Raw genomic sequence first — 21,415 nt, forward strand, 5'->3', positions numbered from 1 at the left:
GCGAGTGGCGAGTGGCGAGTGGCGAGTGGCGAGTGGCGAGTCTCCAAGAGTAAACCTCACCGCCTCGCAACTGGCAACTGGCAACTACCGACTAGCAACTAGCAACTAGCAACTAGCAACTAGCCACTAAATTGACACCCTAACCACCCGCCGTTTATTCTGCCCCACGTTTCAGGTGTCCCGAGGGCGTTCCGCCCGACGGATGAAACGGGAAGTCGGTGCGCCTTCACGAAAGTGCAAAGCCGACGCTGCCCCCGCAACGGTAAGTGGGTAAAGGCAGGCCACAAAGCCACTGCGCTATAGCGCGGGAAGGCGGTCTGCCGAGGCCGAGCGTAAAGCTTGCCTCACCCATGAGCCCGGAGACCGGCCTGGAACAAAGCTTCGGTGTTGCGGAGGGCGACGCCGGGCGGGCAATGGTCTCCAACACCACCTTCCCCGTCCCCCCTTCGCACACCGTCTTCGTTCAGTAACTGCGCGGGTGTGCGCAAGGAAAAGAGTGTGAATAACCGAATCCTCCCCCTGGCGGCCATGCTGGCTGTCCCGATGGCTATCCAGGCCGAAGAATCCCTCTCCCCGGTCGTCGTCACTGCCACCAGAACGGCACAAACCGTGGACGAGACCCTCGCCTCCGTGACCGTGATTACCCGGGAAGAGATTGAGCAGTTGCAACCGGCTCAGCTTACCGACCTGTTGCGAAATCGCGCCGGGATTACCGTCAGCGACAACGGTCCGTTCGGCAAGGCCTCCAGCGTCTATATGCGCGGCACCAACTCCGACCATACCCTGCTCCTCATCGACGGGGTACGCATGGGTTCGGCCACATTCGGCGGCGCATCGTGGCAGTTCCTGCCCCCTTCCGAGATCGAGCGCATCGAGATCGTGCGCGGTCCGCGGGCCAGTGTCTACGGAGCCGATGCCATCGGCGGCGTCATCCAGGTCTTCACCCGCCAGGGCAGCGAGGAACCGGCACGCCTCAACGCCCATGCCCGAATCGGCGAGTTCAATACCCGCGAGTTTGGTGCCGGTGTGCAGGGTGGCACCAAACAGACCTCCTACAGCCTCTCCGCCAGCCACCAGGAGACCGACGGCATCAATATCGAAGATGATTCCGGCGATGATGGGCGGGACGGCTACCGCAACGATTCCCTCTCCTGGAGCATTACCCACCGGCTGGAGAATGCAACGGAGCTCTTTACCAGCGGGCTGTATTCAAAAGGCGAGACCGACTTTGATGACAACGAATATGAGGGCTGGGCATATTTAGGGCCATACGACTCCGCGCATTACGACTTCGAACATGCTGCTGCCCGAGCCGGGCTACGCGGCAGCCTGACGGACAGCTGGTTCAGCGAATTCTCGCTGGCCCATAGTCGTGACGAATCGGATGTTTATTACGAATCGGTATTCGACTCCCGTTTCGATACCGATCGCGTCATGGTTGACTGGCGCAATGACGTCGCCCTCGGCACTTCGACTCTGCTGACGCTGGGGCTGGACTGGTACGAGGATCGGGTCTCCAGCACCACCGATTTTGACGAGACCAACCGCTATAACCGGGGCATCTACCAGATCCTGCAAACCGACCTGGGGCGCCACAGCCTGCAGGGCAGTCTGCGCTACGATGACAACGAGGCCTATGGCAGCCAAACCACCGGCCAGGCGGCATGGGGATACGCACTTACCAACGTCCTGCGTAGCAGAATCAGTTACGGCACTGCCTTCAAGGCGCCGAGCTTCAATGACTTGTATTGGCCCGGCGCCGGCAATCCGGAGCTCGAACCGGAAGAATCGGAAACAGTGGAGGCCGGCCTTCGCTATGCACAAGGCAGCTTCCATTGGGAGGCCTCCCTTTTCCAGACCGAGGTGGAGGATCTGATTGCCTGGGCCTGTAGTCTCAACTGTGACGATGGTGACTGGAGCACCGACATCTGGCTACCGCAAAATGTCCACCAGGCACGCATCCAGGGTCTGGAACTGGAGACCGGCATACGCCACAACGGCTGGGATGCCAAGGCCTCGTTGTCACTCATTGACGCCGAGGATCGCAATACCGGCAAAGAACTGGCCCGCCGACCGAGACAGACCCTACGCCTTGACCTCGATCACCGCATTCAAAAGTTCAGCGTAGGCGGCAGTGTCATCGCACGGGGCCGCAGCTATGACGATCCGGAAAACAGCGTTCGCCTGGCCGGCTACTCACTGCTGAACCTGCGGACCGCCTGGCATGCATCGCCGGACTGGACCGTCCGCCTCAGCCTCGACAATGCGCTGGACAAGGAGTACGAGACCGCAAGCGGCTATAACCAGCCCGGCCGTGCCGCCTTCCTCTCCGTCCGTTATCAGCAGTAAATGTAGTGATGTTCGACAGGTGTTTGTTCGCTTCGCTGCTGGCTGCAGTGCTGTGGTCGGGGTCGGCAACGACCCCGGCTGTCGCCGAACCGACATGCCCGCGCATCATCAGCCAGTCACCCTATATCACGCATTCCCTGAAGTGGCTGAACCTCGACCACTGCATCGTCGGCGTGAGCCGCTACGACCCGCTGGACCGACCACCGACCGGCGGCGTGCTGGACCCGGACAGCGCAGCGATTGCCGAACTGACCCCGGACCTGATGCTCACCTCCGACTGGATCAGTGCCGGGAAGTGGCAGGCCGCAGCCCCCGCCGGGGCCCGCGCCCTGCGCCTGGAGGGCTTCGGCTCCATGACGGAGATCGAAACCAACCTGTATCGCATCAGCGAGGCGGCGGGGGTGGAGAATGGAGGGAGCCGGTCCCGGCGTTTCGCCCGGGACTGGCGTAAGGCGGCGGCCAGGGTCCGGGGTCGCGGCCGGGCGCTGGTGGTCTCCGCCTGCCGCGGTGTGCCCTACTCCTTCGGCAAAGCCACCTATCTTTACGATCTGTTTACCGCCGCCGGTTTCGATGTGGTGGAAACGCACGAAAAGATCCGCCACATCAAGAGCGGCGAGCCCCATGAGAGCCTGGCTGAACTGCTGGCGGCGTTCAGCCCCGACTGGCTGTTTGTACTGACCCGCCGCAATGGGGAGCAGTGTGCCGCCCTCAAGCCGCGAAGCGGCATCAATGTGGTCGGACTGGATGGCGAATCGTTTTTCCATCCGGCACCAACCCTGCTGAAAGGTCTGGAACAACTGGCCGAGCAGCGCGAACGCTGGCATTACACAGGGCAAGCACAATGACGACCACCTCTCCAGCCAACCTGGACACACTGAAGGCGTTGGGTGCGGAGTTGCTTCCGGCCGCGACGGCCGCCCTCTTGGCAGGCTCATCATGAGATCGGGCGTATGGCGAATCTCCATAGCGCTGCTGGTCTCGGGCCTGGTCCATGGACTGGTAGTGGCCACCGGCACGCCGTCGCCAAGACCGCACCTCCACCAAACGGGAAAACTGTCGCTGCTTCTGGTTTCTGCCGAAGGTCCGGATGAGCCTGCCGCTGAACCCCTTGCGGAGACCTCCCCCGCGCCACAGCCGGCCGTCTCCGGCCCGCCCGAACAACCGGCGCCGGCCAGGCCGCCGCCCCGGCCCAAACCGGAACCCGAACCGGAACCGAAGCCGAAGCCTGAGCCTGAGCCCAGACCGGAACCGGAATCGGAGCCGGAGCCGGTTCGGCAAGCAGTCGACAACAAGCCGGCCGAGGTGGCCGGAGCGACGGTAACCGCTTCCCCCGAAAAAGCGGTAGCCGCCCCGCGAGACGCCTCTGCCCGGGGAGTGAACCCGGCGCCCCAGCCGGCCCCGGGGGCACGTCACGCCGTACAGACCCGGCTCGAAGAGGAGTTGGCGGAACACTTCCACTACCCCCTCCTGGCCCGCCGCCGCGGCTGGGAAGGGGAGGTGATGCTCGCCCTGCGCATCACTTCGCACGGACAGGTGGATTCTATCGAGATCGCGAACAGTTCAGGCCATAAAGTACTCGACCGCGCCGCACTGGATGCGATGGCAAAGGTGTCCCGGATACCCGGCACCGAGTATTGGCTGAACGGGAGCGAGCTGCACCTGCAGCTGCCAATCATTTACCAATTGAGGGAGGGCTGAGATGGGCTATCGACTGACGAAGATCTATACCCGAACCGGGGACAAAGGGACCACCAGCCTCGGTGACGGCAACCGCATCGACAAGGACGCCCCCCGCATGGAGGCCATCGGCACGGTCGATGAACTCAACAGCCTGCTCGGGATGGTCCTTGCACACCCGATTCCGAAACCGGTACGCGATAGCCTTTCGTTGGTGCAGAACGACCTGTTCGATCTGGGCGGCGAACTCAGCGTGCCCGGTCGCGACGTCTTCACGCAGCACTATGTGGAGCGGCTGGAAAAGGATATCGACGCACTCAATGCCGAATTGCCGCCGCTGGAGAACTTCATCCTCCCGGGCGGAGGTCAGGCCGCCGCGACCTGTCATCTGGTCCGCGCCGTCTGCCGCCGCGCCGAACGCACATTGATCACATTGACGCGCCAAGAGGCCCTGCCCGCACCGCTGATCGCCTACCTCAACCGCCTCTCCGATCTGCTCTTCGTCGCCGCCCGCATCCTGGGCCGGGCCGATAAGGGCGAGGTCCTCTGGCAACCGGGGAAGGGAAGCTAGTGGCTAGTCGGAATCGACGTAAAACGTAAAACAAGAAAAATTTATGCAGCCAGATCACCCTCACCCCGCCCCTATCCCAAAGGGAGACGACCCCCTTCGTTGGTGGAAGGGGGCGGCCGGTCATACGGACCTTCAGCACGGAACGGTACATTGGCCGATGGTGGTGCTCGCGGTGGTATTGCTGCTTTTCGCCGCCCGGGCACCGGCCGTATCGGCCACCGATGATGCGGGCCGTACGGTTTCGCTGGAGCAGCCCGCCGAGCGTATCGTCAGCCTCTCCCCCCATGGAACGGAACTGCTGTTTGCGGCTGGTGCGGGAGACAGAGTGGTCGGCGTAGTGAGCTACAGCGACTACCCGGCTGCCGCCGGAAAGATCCCGCGCGTTGGCGGCTATGATGCTCTCGACCTGGAAACTATCCTTGCCCTGCAACCCGACCTGGTGGTCGGCTGGGAGAGCGGCAACGGACCCGACGTTCTGGAGCGCCTGGAATCATTGGGACTGACGCTCTTTGTGACCGAACCGCGCCGTCTGGAACAGGTCCCCGCCTCCATCGAAAAACTGGGCCGACTCGCCGGCAGTGACGCAATGGCTCGGCAGGCGGCAGATCACTTTCAGAACCGTTTGCAGGCCATTACCGACGACTACAGTCAACGCCCGGCGATTTCCGTCTTTTACCAGGTCTGGGACCGGCCGCTGATGACCGTCGGGGGCGACCATCTGATCAGCCGGATCATCGAACGCTGCGGCGGACGCAATGTCTTCGCGGAATTGAGTGAGCTGGCACCGACGATCAGTGAAGAGGGGGTCATCACCGCCAATCCCCGGGTGATTATTGCCAGCGGAATGGGCGAGGAGCGTCCCGAGTGGCTCGACGACTGGCACCGCTGGAAAAGCATCGATGCGGTGGCGCGCAACCAGTTGCACTTCATCCCGCCCGACCTGCTGCAGCGGCCCACGCCGCGCGCCCTGGAGGGGGCCGAGCGCCTCTGTCGCGCACTAGAGCAGGCGCGTCACGCCTACGGAGAGGCCCGATGAGCATCACGCTCATGGTGCAGGGCACCACCTCCGATGCCGGCAAGAGCGCACTGGTGACAGGGCTGTGCCGCGCACTGGCGCGCCGCGGGGTTCGCGTGGCCCCTTTCAAGCCGCAGAACATGGCACTGAACAGCGCGGTAACCGCGGATGGCGGCGAGATTGGCCGCTCCCAAGCCGTGCAGGCACTGGCCTGCGGGCTGACGCCGCACACCGATATGAACCCGGTACTGCTGAAACCCAACAGCGACATCGGCGCCCAGGTCATTATCCACGGCCACGCCGTCGGCAACATGGATGCGTGCAGTTATCACCACTACAAGAGCGAGGCACGCCGGGCGGTTCTGGAATCCCACGAGCGGCTGCGTTCAAAATACGACGTGGTGCTCGTCGAGGGCGCCGGCAGTCCCGCCGAAATCAATCTGCGCGAGAACGATATCGCCAACATGGGCTTTGCCGAGGCGGTGGACTGCCCGGTGATACTGGTCGCCGATATCGACCGCGGCGGCGTATTCGCCCATCTCGTCGGAACCCTGGCCCTGCTCTCCGAAAGCGAACGCCGACGCACGCTCGGCTTCGTCATCAACCGCTTCCGGGGGGACCTCTCCCTGCTTCAGCCCGGATTGGAATGGCTGGAAACAGAGACCGGCCGTAGCGTCTATGGCGTACTGCCCTACCTGCACGGCCTCCACCTGGAGGCGGAGGATGCCCTGGCAACGGCTTGCAGTAGCGAAAAGGCGGCACTGAAGGTCATCGTGCCCGCCCTGCCGCGGCTCAGCAATCACACCGACTTCGATCCGCTGCGGCTCCATCCGCAAGTGGATATCCGATTCATCGCTGCGGGGGAGACGATTCCTCCTGCAGACCTGGTCATTCTTCCCGGTAGCAAAAACGTTCGCGCCGATCTTTGCTGGCTCCGTGAGCAGGGCTGGGAGTCAATGCTGCTGCGCCACCTGCGCTATGGAGGCCGGGTACTCGGCATCTGCGGGGGCTACCAGATGCTGGGCAAGGACATCTCGGATCCCGAAGGACTGGAAGGCATAGCGGGTGAGACACCCGGTTTCGGGCTGCTCGAGGTGGAAACGGTACTGCAACCGCGAAAGCAGTTACACAACGTCACCGGTGTCCTGACACTGAACAGTGCCCCGGTTTCCGGTTATGAAATCCACGCCGGCATCACGACAGGCCGAGGCCTGAGTCGACCGGCAGTCCAGTTCGACCGTCGCAAGGAGGGAGCCGTTTCGCCGGATGACCAGGTCCTCGGGACCTACCTCCATGGAGTGTTCGAATCGTCCGTCGCCTGCGACGGGCTCCTTCGATGGGCCGGACTGTTCGACCCCGCACCCTTCGATTATTACACGTTACGGGAGGCCGGCATCGAACGTCTGGCAGATGCCGTCGACCAGCATCTGAACATGGAGACTCTGCTCCCTCTGGCGGCGGGAAATCCAAAATCCGGCTCGTCGGACAAACTTGTGGACTCCCGCTCCAAACCTAAAACCTAAAACCTAAAACCTAAAACCTAAAACCTAAAACCTAAAACCTAAAACCTAAAACCTAAAACGAAAGACCTTATCTATGCATCCCGAATGGCTTGACGTCCCCTGCGCCCCCCTCGATGAGACCGCCGAAGGCGCCGCACGCAAACGACAGTCGCAACTGACCAAACCGCCCGGATCGCTCGGCCAACTGGAGAGCATCGCCATCGAACTGGCCCGCCTGCAGGGCAGCCCCCGCCCCGGAGCCGAAAAGGTGCACATCGCCGTTTTCGCCGGCGACCATGGCGTGGCCGCCGAGGGGATCTCCCTGTTCCCCCAATCGGTGACCGCGGCGATGGTGCGCAACTTCGCCGCAGGCGGCACCGCCATCAGTGTTCTGGCCCGGGAATTGAAGGCGTCGCTCGAAATCATCAACCTGGGAACGGTTGATGATCCGGGCTCCGCGCCCGGGGTGTTAGACCTGCAGCTCGCAGCGGGCACGGCCAACTTCACGGAGGAGCCGGCCATGACCCGTGAACAGCTGTTTCGTGCCATGAATGCCGGCCGGCACAGCGCCGAACGCGCCCACCTTGAAAAGACCCAGCTCTTTATCGGCGGGGAGATGGGCATTGGCAATACCACCAGCGCTGCCGCCATCGCCGCTGCCCTGTTGGGGCGTTCCGCCGCCGACCTGGTCGGTCCGGGCACCGGTCTGGACCCGAAAGGCGTCAGCCACAAAGCCGAAGTTATCGAGCGGGCCTTCCGCCTGCACGCTCCTCACCTGAAGGATCCACTGGAGGTACTGCGCCGCCTCGGCGGCTTCGAGATCGCCGGCCTAGCGGGTGCCTTCATCGCCTGTGCTCAGACGGGCTTGCCAGTGGTGGTGGACGGCTTCATCGCCACCGCCGCGGCCGTGACTGCCGAACAACTGCGTCCGGGCACCGTCGACTGGTTGCTCTTCTCCCACGCCTCCGCCGAACCGGGCCATGCCGCAATCTGTGAGGCACTCGGCGCAACACCCCTGCTCGACCTGGGAATGCGCCTCGGCGAAGGCAGCGGCGCCGCTGCCGCTGTCCCGCTCATTCGCCTCGCCTGTGCCCTGCACAATGAGATGGCAACCTTCGAAGAGGCCGGTCTTCAATAACGGCAGTTAACCACTGAGGTCACAAAGACTGCAGTTAACCACGGGGTGCACGGGGATTGGGGCGGAGACGAGTTCAGAGATCTCCCGTAGGATGCATTCTTCAAATGCACCTTTTCCCCCGACGACCAAAACCGGCCAAATCAATGGCTTGGCAGGCGTTTACCGTTTGTCCACAAAACCTGTGGATAACTTTGTGGATGGATTGCGGAAACAGGGTTACAGGCCGCACCGTGGTGCCCCTCATGCCAGATTGCACATTTTTTAACCGCTTCCTGACAATACTCTTAACATCAATAACTTAAGCTCGAAAACGGCTGCGAGATATCTAACAAAAAAAATCTTGACGGCGGACTAAACAGTTGTTCCACGTGGGTGTGTATAAAGAGGACGATTACGGAGCCAACTGGTTACCGAGGGCTTCCGCACCTACAATACCTCCGTTTCGCGGTACCCATTGATTGTTAGAGAGAGGAGCACATGAAAAAGTCGATCGTCGTAATCGGAATCGGGGAAATGGCGGGTGTATTCAGCCGCGGTTTTCTCCGTCTCGGCCACCCGGTTATCCCGGTCACTCGCGACATGGATATGGGAGAGGTCGCCGGGGCTGTAACCTCACCCGAACTGGTGCTGCTGACGGTCGGCGAAAGGGACCTCCATCCGGTTCTCGAAAAGATCCCCACCATCTGGCGCGACCGGCTCGTCCTGCTGCAGAACGAGCTGCTACCCCGCGACTGGGAGGCCCACGGGCTCGAGAGTGTCACGGCCGTCGCCGTCTGGTTCGAGAAAAAAAAGGGGCAGGACTACAAGGTGCTCGTCCCGTCACCGGCCTACGGCCCTCACGCGGCAGTGATCGAATCCGCCCTCAAGACGCTGGAGATCCCGGTCCGGGAACTGGACAACGAAGACCAACTGGTCTTTGAACTGGTGCGGAAGAACCTCTATATCCTGACCACCAACATCGCAGGCATGGAACTCGAACCCGGCACCAGCGTCGACACCCTCTGGACTGACCACCGGGACCTTGCCGGTCGGGTGGCTGACGAGGTCCTGGATATTCAGTTCCGGCTGGTGAACCGTGAGCTGGACCGGGAGAGCTTACTGACCGGCATGGTCGAGGCCATCGAGGGCGACCCGAATCACCAATGCACCGGCCGTAGTGCGCCCGCTCGCCTCGCCCGAGCCATTGAACATGCGGACAAGTTCGGTGAAACGGTACCTAAACTCCGCGAAATCCACGACAGGCATATAAGCTAGAGTTTCCCCGCGGGCAGGCTCTTAGAGAGTCATCCCCGGCTCAAATACGCGATAGCCATTCTTACCTGCTTCTTTCACCTGATACATCGCAATGTCGGCACAGCGAAGCAGTTTCTCCGGATCACTGCCATCAGCGGGGTAACAACTCACACCAAGGCTTACTGTGATCCTCCATTCTTCGTCATTCAGCAGATACGGGTCGGCCAGTGCCCGTACGACCTTCTCCGACAAAATGTGGATGGCTTCAGAAGTAAGGTCGTGGGCAACAATCGTGAATTCGTCGCCACCAAAACGGGCCACGGTGTCCGAGGCCCGCAAGCAGCGACGCAAGCGAGCGGCGACCTGCTTTAGCAGCAGGTCGCCGCTGTGGTGACCTAGCGTATCGTTCACCAACTTGAAGCCGTCGAGGTCGAGAAACATCACGGCAATCATTTCACCGTTTCTGCGGGCACGGCGGAGCGCTTGTCGAAACAACTCCTCGAACAACATACGATTTGGCAAACCGGTAAGGCCGTCGTAATGCGCTAGCTGATAGAGCCGCTCTTCGTTCTCGCGCCCTTTGTTGATATCGGAAAAGATCCCCACATAACTGACTGCTTTCCCCATATCATCCTGAATGGCTGATATAGAAAGCCATTCGACGTAGATGGATCCGTCCTTTCGGCGGTTCCAAATCTCTCCCTCCCAGTGACCTGAGTCCGTCAGAACCTGCCACATCCGTTCATAGAACGTTTCGTCGTGGCGGCCGGAAGAAAGCAAACCGGGGGTGCGTCCGACGGCCTCTTCAATGCTGTAACCGGTGATCTCCGTGAAAGCCCGATTGGCATGGAGTATCTTCCCGTCCGGACCTGTAACAATGACTCCATCGCCAGCGTTATCGAACACCTTGCTCATAAGCCGCGAGATCAAATGCAGGTCCTGCCTGAAGTCGACTCGCAAACGGGTGATCAGATCGCGCATCCGAAGCGATTTTTCCAACATCATCCGGTAATCGAACTGTGAAATCGGTTCACCACGACCGTTTTGCATCAAAAGCCGTTTTGCCAAAGCGTGAAGATCACGATGCGCGTGGTCCAGGGCTTCAAAAGCAGACATCGCCTGGATGACAGAATCGTCGACACCGTGGTACCAACGGCCGAACTGACAATGCAGGTGTGGTTCTTCGGCGAGATCGCGGGAATCCGGCTGAAGGTCGAAGAGCAGCGTCGTATTGATTTTATCCAGCCAACGGACGTGCGCATCCAGCGCCAGTTCCAGCTCCTTGGTGTAGCGCTGTGCTTCGTGGCTTGTTAGCCTGGTAAACAGGTGATGATTAATCATCATTTATCTCGGCCCTTGATGGCTGGACTTGAGAATGCGCGGATTCTGTCCGACGACCTCATCACTCGAATAGCCGGTGATCTGGGTGAAGGCCGGATTGACCAAGAATGATGCCCTTGATATAGAGTACTTGTGGTCAGGGATGTGCTGAGACCAGCTACCACGACAATAAGCGACATTGCCCGGACAAGCACAATGTTTTTACGGTTGGTGGTGACAGACCTCACAAAATATGTAGCCCGGCTATATCTGACCCTACCACCCCATGGTCAGCCGGAGTAACGGTTCAGGTGAATGATATGGTCCTCGAGATCGTCCTCGGACTCGAGCTGAGTTTCAGGGATCGCAAAGCTGCGTACCGAGACTCCCGCCTCATGAATCGATTCCGGATCACCACTTACCAGGGGATGCCAGGACGGCAACGGTTGCCCTTCGGCGAGCAGCCGATAGGCACAGGTCGCGGGTAACCAGAAAAAGTCGTCCACGGCCTTCCGGGTAAGAATCACGCAATCGGGCTGCAACCGGTGACGGTCGCTGTACTCGCCGCAGCTACAGGTATCGTGTTCCAGATAGCGGCAAACCACCTGGGTGTAGAACACCTCCCCGCTGTCTTCATCCTCCAGCTTGTAGAGACAGCAGCGGGCGCAACCGTCACAAACTGCCTCCCACTCGGCAGCGTCCATCGCCTCCAGCGACTTGCACTCCCAAAACGGCGGTTTCCGCTCAGGCTCCGATGGCACGATCCATCCTCTCTTCAGCTTCTTTCCAGCGTGGATCGGCAGAGCCACCGTTCGCCATCAACTCCATCAACCCATAGGCAATTTGCCGGGTATCCGGATTCATTTCCTTGAGCTTCGTCAAAAGATAGGAGTGACCGCCCTGCGGAATCGAAAGGGTCTTGGTCAGTGCAAACAGCAGTAGTGACTGGCCGGAACGCGGATCGGCCTCGATGCGTTCCACGGCTGAATCAAGAGCGGAAAAGTCCAAGCTACAGCTCCCATAATGGCGGAAACCCGATCCTATGCCTCTCTTCTCTCCGGGTAAATCGTCGAATAATAGCCATTACCGGCGGCCTGCAATTCGACTGGTCCAAATACTGGACGGCAGGTTTTCACGGGGAGGGTGCCCGAAATCCACGCCTCAGGAGCATTTCGGAGCGGTGTCGATGGATGACGTACCGGCCGGGTTTGCCAAATGCGTGCGATTACGACCAAGCCGCTTGGCCTGGTAGAGCGCCTGATCGGCACGGCCCAGGAGCGTCCTTTCATTATCCTTGTCCGTCAGACTTGTGACCCCGATACTGACCGTCATCTGCAAGGGGTGGCCGCCGCAGCAATGGGGGAGCATCACTGCCTGGCGAATACGTTCGGCAAGAGTGTTGGCGCTGTTCGAATCGGTATCAGGCATAATCACCGCAAATTCCTCTCCGCCATAGCGAAAGCAGAGATCACTGCTCCGAACCGTTTCAGACAATATTCGACTGAAGTGACGAAGCAGGCAGTCACCTACGGCATGGCCATACCGGTCGTTTATCATTTTGAACCGATCGAGATCGAGCATTAACACGCTCAGTGGACTGCCGCGACGTCGAGCCAGCTGCAGATCCCTTGCCAGTGTCGCATCGAGCGCCCGCCGATTGCCCAGGCCGGTGAGCGGGTCACGGTGGGCATTTTCCATAGCGCAACTGTACCGCAAGGCATTGCGTAATGGATGAAGCAGGAGGTGGATAAAAGAGTCGAATCGGCGGGAGTCTTCGCCAGAAAAAGGCTCTGATCGGCTCAGGACCAGTTCACCGAGATCTTCATCGACAAGGACCAACACTTTACGGCAATGATAGGAACCGTCCTCCCATACACCGACCTTAAGATCATTCGAGGAGTGCCGATAGCGCAAGCCGCTGTGCGGAACGAAGGATTGCACACCTTCGGAAAAGAGACAGAGAAGGTCCTGGATCTCTAGAGTAGTCTGGAGCTGCAACAACAAATCCGCAGTGGCTGCCGTTGCTGCAGGCATCGGCTCCCCATAACGGGCTGCATAACATTTGTGGCACTCAGACCACATACGACGGGTCCTTACGCCCCTTCACCGGCGTACCGAAGCGACCGCCAGTACGCCCGGTAAGAAATCGATGCGAAAAAATCACGCGACCGTGGTGGCACCGAATCCGAGAAGTCGGCGTCGATCGCGAATCCACATAATCAGCTATGTACCTCTCCCTGGTTTCCAGTGGCATACCTCCCCCTTTTCGTCACCGAAGGTTTCGTAACTCCCTCAGTCTCGTTCTGTGATCGAGCCGATTCGCTTTATAGAGGATGTTTGAGACATTTTCACCCGAGGGGTGAGGCCGTCATTTTCACTGAATATCACCCTAACCGTCAACTCATTGAGCCAATTTCCCTAAGAGGTTATTTATGGGCCGCAAAGCAGTCGACTTGATCGATTCGGCGGTGGGAAGACGGTTACGTACCGTCAGGAATCAGCACGGACTGAGCTTGGAGAAAGTAGGTGAACTGCTGAATGTCAGTCCTCAGCAAATTTCCCGGTTTGAGCGAGGACAGCACCGTATAAGCGCTTCCCAGCTGTATCGTCTGGCACGAGGATTCGACGTCCCCGTAGGGTGGTTCTTCGCCGGGTATCGGGAAGTAGACCTGGAGGAACTACAGCGGATCCGGCTCGTAGTGGGCGAAGAAAGGGGCACATGGCGACCGGATTCAAACGAGGAGCGGGAGAACGCCCTTCTGCAGGCGTGGCGCGCATTGGACACCGACGAACAGCGCAAATCGGTACTGGACCTGCTGGAGGCCTTTACCGTTGCCACAAAGAGGTCGAGGATGTAGCCCCGCAGAATGGGGTTTTCGTCCCACCCATTTGTCGTCGGTAGAGGCAGGAAACCAGACACCGGGATTGCATCCGCAAGGTAGAGCCTCCGATTTCCGTAGGATGGGTTTTAGGTTTCAGCGATGGTAGGGGTGGCCTTTCAGGAGCGTCCACGCGCGGTAGAGCTGTTCGGCAACCACCACCCGGACCAGGGGATGGGGGAGGGTCAGGGGCGAGAGCGACCATTGTTGTTCGGCTCGGCGGCTGACTTCCGGGTCGAGCCCTTCCGGCCCGCCGATCAGCAGGGCCATGTCACGGCCCTCCGCAAGCCACTGAGCGAGACGTTCCGATAACTGCTCGGTACTCCAGGGGCGGCCGGTCACTTCCAGGGCAACGGTCAGTGCTCCCTTGGGAATCGCCGCCGCCATCCTTTCGCCCTCGTGGCGCCGGAGTCGGTCGATGTCGGCATTTTTGGTGCGCTTGCCAAGGGGGATTTCGGTGAGCTGCAACGCACACTCCCCGGGAAGGCGGCGGGCATATTCCCGAAAGCCCTCCTCGACCCAGCCCGGCATGCGGGTTCCGGCCGCTATCAGGTGAATGCGCATTAGATATACGTGTTTATGTTTTACGTGCCTGCGCCCGTCGGATAACTCCGAGTGACTGTGGGTTACGGCGCACAGCTCAGTGCCGGTAATCCGGACTTCCGGTGAACCGGACCGTGCGCCTGACCCAACCTACGATTCACCGCGTGGAGCGTCATCCCCCCACAGCTTTTCGAGATTGTAAAAATCACGGGTTTCGGGAAGCATCAGGTGGACGACGACATCGCCCAGGTCGACCAGTACCCAGCCGCCGGCGGGGTCGCCTTCGACGCCGAGCGGCTTCACCCCTTTCTCCTTGGCCTTTTCCACCACGATGTCGGCCAGTGACTTGACCTGCCGGCTGGAGGTGCCGGCGGCGACGACCATGATATCGGTAATGCTGGTCTTCTCCCGCACATCCAGTACCGCGATATCGGTGCCTTTACGATCTTCCAGGGCATCCACTACCAGCGCTTTCAATTCGTCCGCTTTCATTCGACCTCTATCGGTAAAGTTGGTCTTTCTCAATCATGTGCCAAACGGCATCCGGGATCAGGTAACGTGCACTATGGCCTTCGCCGATCAGCCGGCGTATGGCGGTCGCAGAGATCGCCAGGGGCGTCACCGCCCGCAGAACAATCCCCCCGGCAGGCCTTTCCTGCAAAATGGTCGCTTCGGCACGACGCTCCTCCAGCAGCTCTACGGCCCTCTGCTCTGCCTCTTCGGCTTCATCGAGGTGCCAACCCGGACGATGCGCCACCACAATGTGGGCCAGTTCCAGGATTCGCTCCCAACGGTGCCAGCGCGGCAGTCCCAGAAACGCATCCAGCCCCATCAGCAGCGACAGGGAAATATCCCCGAAATCATCGCGCATGGATTGCAGTGTATCCACCATATACGAAGGACCCTCCCGGCGAAGCTCCCTCTCGTCAATGACGAAATCCGGCTGTTCCGAGATGGCGGCCTCTACCATGGCCAGGCGCTGCCCGGAGTCCACGCTCGGCTCATCCCGGTGGGGCGGTATCGAGGCAGGTACCAGTCGCACCTCATCAAACTGCAGACCTTCGTAGAGCTCCAGTGCGGCCCGCAAGTGGCCGAAGTGGATCGGGTCGAAGGTGCCGCCGAAAACGCCGATGCTTCTCATTGTAAGCTAGAGGCGAATGTGCCCGTCGCCAATGACGATGTACTTCTGCGAAGTGAGCCCCTCCAGACCAACCGGACCCCGCACGTGGATCTTGTCGGTACTGATACCGATCTCGGCACCGAGCCCGTATTCAAAGCCGTCGGCGAAGCGGGTCGAGGCGTTGACCATCACCGAGCTGGAGTCCACTTCGGTCAAAAAGCGCCGCGCACGCCCGATGTTCTCGGTCAGGATCGACTCGGTATGACCGGAGCTGTGGCGGTGGATGTGTTCGATGGCATCCTCCATGTGGCGCACGATGCGGATCGAGAGGATCGGCGCCAGGTATTCGGCGTCCCAGTCCTCGTCAGTGGCCGCAACGATATCGGTAAGGATGCGTCGTGTGGCCTCGCAGCCCCGCAGCTCCACACCCTTCTCCTTGAACATAGCGCCCAGTTCCGGCAGTACGTCGGCGGCGATATCGTCGGCCACCAGCAGTGTTTCCATGGTATTGCAGGTGCCATAGCGCTGTGTCTTGGCATTGAAGGCCACCTGAATGGCCTTGTCGCGGTCCGCCTGGTCGTCGATATAGACATGGCAGACACCATGCAGGTGCTTGATGACCGGCACGCGAGCATCGGCGCTGATACGCTCGATGAGACCTTTACCGCCACGGGGGACAATGACATCCACGTATTCGGGCATGGCAATCAGCTCACCTACCGCCGCGCGATCGGTGGTGTTTACCACCTGGACCGCATCGCGAGGCAGCCCCGCCTTCTCGAGCCCCTCATGGATGCAGGCGGCGATGGCCTGATTGGAGTGCTCCGCCTCGGAACCGCCGCGCAGAATGGCGGCGTTGCCCGACTTCAGACAGAGGGCGGCAGCATCCGCGGTGACGTTGGGCCGCGACTCGTAGATGATACCGATCACCCCCAGCGGCACCCGCATCTTGCCGACCTGTATCCCCGAAGGACGGTAGGTCATATCGGCGATTTCACCGACCGGGTCCGGCAGTGCGGCAATCTGGCGCAGTCCCTCAGCCATGCCGGCGATGCGTTCATCATTGAGTTCCAGCCGGTCCAGCAGCGCTGCATCGAGGCCGCGCTCGCGTCCCGCTTCGAGGTCTCTGCTATTCGCTTTCAGCAGTTGCGGCCGCTGCGCCTCTATCGCATCCGCAATGGCCGTCAGCGCCGCGTTCTTGGCATTGCTGCCGGCTCGAGCGATAGCCCGGGAAGCGGTCCGCGCTTGCTGCCCGACCTGCTGCATGTACTGTTTGATATCCATCGATACCTCTTTGGAGACAAGGTGCAACTAACAAGATACAAGAAATTCGCCCTGGAGGGCGGGTCTATTCATGATCCGCCGAGCGATAGTGCCCATGATGGGGTTCGCAGGCTCACCCCATCCTACGGTTTTCGGGCGGATGCCAGCAGGTGCAACCGTTGACGTCAGACAATCCGGACTCCCGCTACGAGCAGGGCCAATTGTAACAATTCATCCCGGGGGTTACCCGGTTCTGCGCCTTTAATGGTCCGGTCGACGCGGCCGGCCCGGGCGAGAAACGCCTCCCAGCGCGGTGCGTTGTGGCGCTGCAGGGCGCTACGCACCGGCGCCTGGCGTTTTGCCCACACCCGGTGCTGGCGCATCACCTGTTCGGGGGGGCTCCCTTGCGCCACGCTGGCGGCCATCGCTGCCAGGCTGCGGATTTCGCGGGCCAGCGCCCAGAGAATGAGTACCGGCTCCACCCCTTCTGCATACAGGCCGTCCAGAATGCGGGCGGTGCGTGCGGCGTCGCCGGAAAGGGCCGTATCCACCAATTCAAAAACATCGAAACGACTGCTGTCTGCAAGCGCCAGAGCGACTTCATCGAGGTCGATGGCGCCTTCGCCGAACAGCAGGTGCAGCTTATCCACCTCCTGGGCGGCAGCGAGCAGATTGCCCTCCACCTTGTCAGCCAGGAGCCGGACAACCTCCGGTCGGGACTCGAGTCCGCGGGCACGCATGCGTTGGCTGATCCACCCCGGCAACTCTTTCGGACCGACCGGCCAGACCTGGACCACGGCACCGGCGGCATCCAGCGCCTTGAACCATTTGCTCTGCTGCTGCCGTTTGTCCAGACGCGGCAAAGTGACAAGGAGGATATTGTCTTCCGGCGGCCGTTCAGCATAGGCGCTCAGGGCCTTGCCGCCGGCGTCGCCCGGTTTGCCGCCGGGGATGCGCAGATCAAGAATGCGTCGCTCGGCAAACAGGGAAAGGGCATCGGCGGCGGCAGAGAGCAGGTTCCAGTCGAAACCGGTCTCTGCGTGCATCACCTCACGCTCGGTAAACCCCTGGGCGCGTGCCGCCTCGCGGATGGCGTCGGTCGCCTCCCCCGTCTGCAGCGGCTCATCACCACTGATCACATAGATGGGCAGCAGGGGATTGCCAAGATGTCCGGCCAGTTGTTCGGGGCGCAGCCTCATCGGATGGTTTGGCGGTCTTCACTTGCGGGTACTTCGGCGCTCTGTTCGCCCGCATCGAGCGTCGCCTGGACCCGGCGCAGCATCTGGCGAATGGCCAACTGCCGCATCTCATCACGCACGGCGCTCTCCTCCTGCTCGCTGCTCAGCACGTTATCAGGGTCATGCTCGTAATCACGGGTCATACTAACCGACTGCTCGGGGACCAGAACCGTTCCGTCCGGCCCACGCAGGCTGTAGCGGATCTGGTAGTAAAGCTCGTATTCCCTGGCCATACCGCCGGAGCCCACTGAGAGTACCCGCCGCTCCGAATCCTCTCCCAGGATGATAAGGCGGGAAACTGCCGGGCTCGCTCCGGGCACGACCTGCGCGCCGGCCGCCAACAGCGCGTCGCGGATTTCATAGCGGAGTTCACCCCCCCCTCCCTGGATGGTCGTAACCTCCATGGCTTCGGGTAATACCACCGCTCCGCGCAGCTGGAAACCGCAGGCACTGAGGGCGAGGGTAAAACAAAGGATAAGGATGAGTTTTGCATTGAACACCCCCTCCCTGGCCCTCCCCCAGAGGGGGAGGGAATGGCTTGGTTCCGCTCTCTCCCATATGGTTTCGTTCCGCTCTCCTCCCGAGGCGAAGAGACTGGCTCGGTCCCCTCGCCACTCGCTACTCGCCACTCGCCACTTAAGTCCCCCCCGCCACTCGCTACTCGCCACTTGAATCTCCCCTCACTACTCGCTACTCGCCACTACCCACTACCCACTACCCACTACCCACTCACGTCGCGACCACGTTCACCAGTCGTCCGGGAACGACGATGACTTTCTTGACCTCCTTGCCTTCGATGAAGCGCTGGACGTTTTCATCGGCCAGTGCAGTGGCTTCCACGCTGGTCTTGTCGGCAGCAGCACTCACCTGCACTTTGCCGCGCATCTTGCCGTTGACCTGCACCACCAAATCGATGGTGTCGCGCTTGAGGGCGGACTCATCGACTTCTGGCCAGGGGGCGGTGAGGATGTCGTCGCCATAGCCGAGCTCGCGCCACAGGTGGTGGGTGACGTGGGGAGCCGTGGGCGAGAGCAGCGGTAGCAGAATGCCCAGGCCTTCACGGCGCAGGACGTCGGCCCCTTTGGTATCGTCCAGTTTGGCGAGGATGTTCATCACCTTCATACAGGCGGACACCACCGTGTTGAACTGGTAGCGGCCGAAGTCGGTGCGAGCCTGGGCCAGGGCCTCGTGGATCTCCCGCCGGGCCGTCTTGACCGTATCGGCCATGTTTTCCCGGTCCGGCTGTTCGGCCGCTGCAGCACCAATCGCCTCTGCATGCTCATGGGCGAAGGCCCACAGCCGCTTGAGAAAACGGTACGCACCCTCCACGCCGGAGTCGTTCCACTCCAGGGACTGCTCCGGCGGCGCCGCGAACATGGTAAACAGGCGTACCGTGTCGGCACCGTACTGCGCGATCATGTCCTGGGGATCGACGGTGTTGCCCTTGGACTTGGACATTTTCGCCCCGTCTTTGAGCACCATGCCCTGGGTGAGCAGGTTGGCGAACGGCTCGTCCGAGTCGACCAGGGCCGCTCCCGGCTTCCTGCCTCCCGCGGCACTAGCACTTCCCTGTGCGTCGCCCACGAAATCCCTCATCAGTCGGTGATAGAAACGAGCATAGAGCAGGTGCAGGATGGCGTGTTCGATGCCGCCGACATACTGATCGACCGGCAGCCAGTAATCGCCGCGCTCGTCCAGCATGGCATCGTCATTGTCCCGGCAGGTGTAGCGGGCGTAATACCAGGAGGATTCCATGAAGGTATCGAAGGTATCGGTCTCCCGCTCCGCCTTGCCGCCACAGGTGGGACAGGTGGTCTCGTAGAACTCCGGCATCTTCTTGATGGGCGAGCCGATGCCGTCGAAGGCCACATCCTCCGGCAGAACGACGGGGAGCTGATCTTCCGGCACCGGCACCTCGCCGCAGGAGGGGCAGTTGATGATGGGTATCGGGCAACCCCAGTAGCGCTGACGGGAGACGCCCCAGTCACGCAGGCGGTAATTGACCCGTTTTTTGCCCCGGCCCCGCTGCTCCAGGTACTCGGCGATGGCATCGAAGGCCTGCCCGGAGGTCAGATTGCTGAACTCGCCGGAATCGACCAAAATCCCCTTGTCCGTGAAGGCGGCCTGGGTCAGATCCGCTCCCGGCATCCTGCCTCCCGCGGCACTAGCACTTCCCTGTGCGTCGTCAGCCTCCGAATCGTCGGCGGGCTTGATCACCTGTTTGATCGGCAGACCATACTTGCGGGCGAACTCCCAGTCGCGCTGATCGTGACCCGGCACAGCCATGACGGCCCCTTCGCCGTAGGCCATGAGCACGAAGTTGGCCGCATAGATGGGCACCGGTTCGCCGGAGATGGGGTGGAGCGCCTTGAGGCCGGTGTCCACGCCCTTCTTCTCCATGGTCTCCATGGCGGCCTCGGAGATCTGCAGGTTACCGGCCTCCTCGATGAAACCAGCCAGTTCACTGTTTTGCGTCGCGGCCTCGATCGCCAGCGGGTGCTCCGGCGCCACCGCCACGTAGGAGACGCCCATGAGGGTATCCGGGCGGGTGGTGTAGACCTTCAGGGGCTCGTCCCTGCCCTCCACTCCGAAGGCGATCTCCACGCCCTCGGAGCGCCCGATCCAGTTGCGCTGCATTGTCCGCACCTGCTCCGGCCAGCCATCCAGTTTATCCAGCCCGGCCAGCAACTCGTCGGCATAAGCGGTGATCTTCATGAAATACTGCGGGATCTCCTTGCGCTCGACGCTCGTATCACAGCGCCAGCAGCGGCCCTCGATCACCTGCTCGTTGGCCAGTACCGTCAGGTCATTCGGGCACCAGTTCACCGGCGAAGTCTTTTTGTAGACCAGACCCTTCTTGAACAGCCGGGTGAACAGCCACTGCTCCCACTTGTAGTATTGGGGGTGGCAGGTAGCGAGTTCGCGCTTCCAGTCGTAGCCGAAACCGAGCCGCTGGAGCTGCCCGCGCATGTAGTCGATGTTTTCGTAGGTCCACTTCGCGGGCGGCACATTGTTCTTGATGGCGGCGTTTTCCGCCGGCAGGCCAAAAGCATCCCAACCCATCGGCTGGAGGACATTCTTGCCGATCATGCGCTGATAGCGGCTGATAACATCGCCGATGGTGTAGTTGCGCACATGCCCCATGTGTAGCCGCCCCGAGGGATAGGGGAACATGGCCAGGCAGTAGAACTTCTCCTTGTCCGGGTCCTCCGTCACCTCAAAACAGCGGTTCTCCTGCCAATATTGCTGGGCCTCGGCCTCGATGACCGCCGGTTGGTACTGCTCGTCCAATGCCATTGAAAAACGCCTGAATTTGACTGACGGATAAACGGGTCAGGATACCGCAGGCAGCCCGCGGCAAACAACTGAAAGGACCAGCGGCACCGATGCGGCGGCATCGGCGACGAAAATCGCCGCGAGGGCGCGCCTCCCACATCTGCGTAGGGTGGGTTAGGCGCGCAATTCACCGCCCGTTCGGGTTGCCCGTGCCCATAACGCGCGCCGCACCCACCGCGTCTGGCTACTCCCCCGTCATTCCCGCGCAGGCGGGAATCCAGAGAGCAGCGG

At 61.1% G+C, this 21,415-nt stretch carries 21 protein-coding genes and 1 riboswitch; of the genes, 9 read left to right on the forward strand and 12 right to left on the reverse strand.

The features are described from left to right. Nucleotides 1–156: 156 nt before the first annotated feature. Nucleotides 157–386: riboswitch (cobalamin riboswitch) on the forward strand. A 112-nt stretch (nt 387–498) separates the two neighbouring features. The 8 genes from BLP65_RS02400 to BLP65_RS02435 all read left to right on the forward strand — a co-directional run bounded on the left by BLP65_RS02400 (nt 499) and on the right by BLP65_RS02435 (nt 9,506). Then, nucleotides 499–2,349, forward strand: coding sequence for a TonB-dependent receptor domain-containing protein (locus BLP65_RS02400; RefSeq protein ID WP_245688203.1), 1,851 nt, complete (start codon nt 499–501; stop codon nt 2,347–2,349). 8 nt (nt 2,350–2,357) lie between these two features. Next, on the forward strand, nt 2,358–3,194 hold the full coding sequence (locus BLP65_RS02405) for an ABC transporter substrate-binding protein (protein WP_139181400.1): 837 nt from the start codon (nt 2,358–2,360) through the stop codon (nt 3,192–3,194). Nucleotides 3,195–3,285: 91 nt separating this feature from the next. Continuing rightward, a complete protein-coding gene (locus BLP65_RS02410) occupies nt 3,286–4,047 on the forward strand; it encodes an energy transducer TonB (protein WP_092992205.1) in 762 nt (253 codons plus the stop codon). 1 nt (nt 4,048) lies between these two features. Continuing rightward, entirely contained in the window at nt 4,049–4,597 is a 549-nt protein-coding gene (locus BLP65_RS02415) for a cob(I)yrinic acid a,c-diamide adenosyltransferase (protein WP_092992207.1), read from the forward strand. A gap of 43 nt (nt 4,598–4,640) precedes the next feature. Beyond that, nucleotides 4,641–5,633 carry a cobalamin-binding protein gene (locus BLP65_RS02420; RefSeq protein WP_245688204.1) on the forward strand — a complete coding sequence of 331 codons (993 nt, stop codon included), beginning with the start codon at nt 4,641–4,643 and terminating at the stop codon, nt 5,631–5,633. Further along, on the forward strand, nt 5,630–7,135 hold the full coding sequence (locus BLP65_RS02425; RefSeq protein ID WP_092992211.1) for a cobyric acid synthase: 1,506 nt from the start codon (nt 5,630–5,632) through the stop codon (nt 7,133–7,135). Before BLP65_RS02420 ends, BLP65_RS02425 begins: the two co-directional genes overlap by 4 nt. A 73-nt stretch (nt 7,136–7,208) precedes the next feature. Continuing rightward, nucleotides 7,209–8,252 carry a nicotinate-nucleotide--dimethylbenzimidazole phosphoribosyltransferase gene (gene cobT / locus BLP65_RS02430; RefSeq protein ID WP_092992213.1) on the forward strand — a complete coding sequence of 348 codons (1,044 nt, stop codon included), beginning with the start codon at nt 7,209–7,211 and terminating at the stop codon, nt 8,250–8,252. Between the two features lie 477 nt (nt 8,253–8,729). After that, a complete protein-coding gene (locus BLP65_RS02435; RefSeq protein ID WP_092992215.1) occupies nt 8,730–9,506 on the forward strand; it encodes an NAD(P)-binding domain-containing protein in 777 nt (258 codons plus the stop codon). A gap of 21 nt (nt 9,507–9,527) precedes the next feature. Here BLP65_RS02435 and BLP65_RS02440 read toward each other — a convergent pair whose 3' ends face one another. The 5 genes from BLP65_RS02440 to BLP65_RS02460 all read right to left on the reverse strand — a co-directional run bounded on the left by BLP65_RS02440 (nt 9,528) and on the right by BLP65_RS02460 (nt 12,839). Further along, nucleotides 9,528–10,829, reverse strand: a complete 1,302-nt coding sequence (locus BLP65_RS02440) for a diguanylate cyclase domain-containing protein (RefSeq protein ID WP_092992217.1) — start codon at nt 10,827–10,829, stop codon at nt 9,528–9,530. Next, nucleotides 10,830–10,931 (reverse strand): PAS domain S-box protein, encoded by a 102-nt coding sequence (locus BLP65_RS17380; RefSeq protein WP_175452399.1) that lies wholly within the window; start codon nt 10,929–10,931, stop codon nt 10,830–10,832. Between the two features lie 164 nt (nt 10,932–11,095). After that, entirely contained in the window at nt 11,096–11,566 is a 471-nt protein-coding gene (locus tag BLP65_RS02450; protein WP_245688205.1) for a YcgN family cysteine cluster protein, read from the reverse strand. Next, complete coding sequence (locus BLP65_RS02455) at nt 11,550–11,813, reverse strand: hypothetical protein (RefSeq protein ID WP_092992223.1); 264 nt, start codon at nt 11,811–11,813, stop codon at nt 11,550–11,552. The genes BLP65_RS02450 and BLP65_RS02455 overlap by 17 nt, the downstream gene beginning before the upstream one ends. Nucleotides 11,814–11,966: 153 nt before the next feature. Further along, nucleotides 11,967–12,839: a GGDEF domain-containing protein gene (locus BLP65_RS02460; RefSeq protein WP_175452400.1), complete on the reverse strand. Its 873-nt coding sequence runs from the start codon at nt 12,837–12,839 to the stop codon at nt 11,967–11,969. A gap of 398 nt (nt 12,840–13,237) precedes the next feature. Between BLP65_RS02460 and BLP65_RS02465 the strand changes: the two genes are divergently transcribed. Next, nucleotides 13,238–13,663, forward strand: coding sequence for a helix-turn-helix domain-containing protein (locus BLP65_RS02465; RefSeq protein WP_092992227.1), 426 nt, complete (start codon nt 13,238–13,240; stop codon nt 13,661–13,663). 117 nt (nt 13,664–13,780) lie between these two features. On the opposite strand, the gene rlmH is transcribed toward BLP65_RS02465, so the two are convergent. From rlmH to leuS, 7 genes are all read right to left on the reverse strand, one after another. Continuing rightward, complete coding sequence (gene rlmH / locus BLP65_RS02470) at nt 13,781–14,248, reverse strand: 23S rRNA (pseudouridine(1915)-N(3))-methyltransferase RlmH (protein WP_092992229.1); 468 nt, start codon at nt 14,246–14,248, stop codon at nt 13,781–13,783. 129 nt (nt 14,249–14,377) lie between these two features. Next, a complete protein-coding gene (rsfS, locus tag BLP65_RS02475; RefSeq protein WP_092992231.1) occupies nt 14,378–14,719 on the reverse strand; it encodes a ribosome silencing factor in 342 nt (113 codons plus the stop codon). 7 nt (nt 14,720–14,726) lie between these two features. Then, nucleotides 14,727–15,368: a nicotinate-nucleotide adenylyltransferase gene (gene nadD / locus BLP65_RS02480; protein WP_092992233.1), complete on the reverse strand. Its 642-nt coding sequence runs from the start codon at nt 15,366–15,368 to the stop codon at nt 14,727–14,729. A 6-nt stretch (nt 15,369–15,374) separates the two neighbouring features. Then, nucleotides 15,375–16,631 (reverse strand): glutamate-5-semialdehyde dehydrogenase, encoded by a 1,257-nt coding sequence (locus BLP65_RS02485; RefSeq protein ID WP_092992235.1) that lies wholly within the window; start codon nt 16,629–16,631, stop codon nt 15,375–15,377. A gap of 164 nt (nt 16,632–16,795) precedes the next feature. Then, nucleotides 16,796–17,809, reverse strand: a complete 1,014-nt coding sequence (holA, locus tag BLP65_RS02490) for a DNA polymerase III subunit delta (protein WP_092992237.1) — start codon at nt 17,807–17,809, stop codon at nt 16,796–16,798. After that, a complete protein-coding gene (locus BLP65_RS02495; protein ID WP_175452401.1) occupies nt 17,806–18,348 on the reverse strand; it encodes an LPS-assembly lipoprotein LptE in 543 nt (180 codons plus the stop codon). Before BLP65_RS02495 ends, holA begins: the two co-directional genes overlap by 4 nt. 229 nt (nt 18,349–18,577) lie before the next feature. Further along, entirely contained in the window at nt 18,578–21,139 is a 2,562-nt protein-coding gene (leuS, locus tag BLP65_RS02500; protein ID WP_092992333.1) for a leucine--tRNA ligase, read from the reverse strand. Nucleotides 21,140–21,415 lie beyond the last annotated feature (276 nt).

It is taken from the genome of Thiohalomonas denitrificans (genome assembly GCF_900102855.1).
GTDB classification, from domain to species: Bacteria; Pseudomonadota; Gammaproteobacteria; order Thiohalomonadales; family Thiohalomonadaceae; genus Thiohalomonas; species Thiohalomonas denitrificans.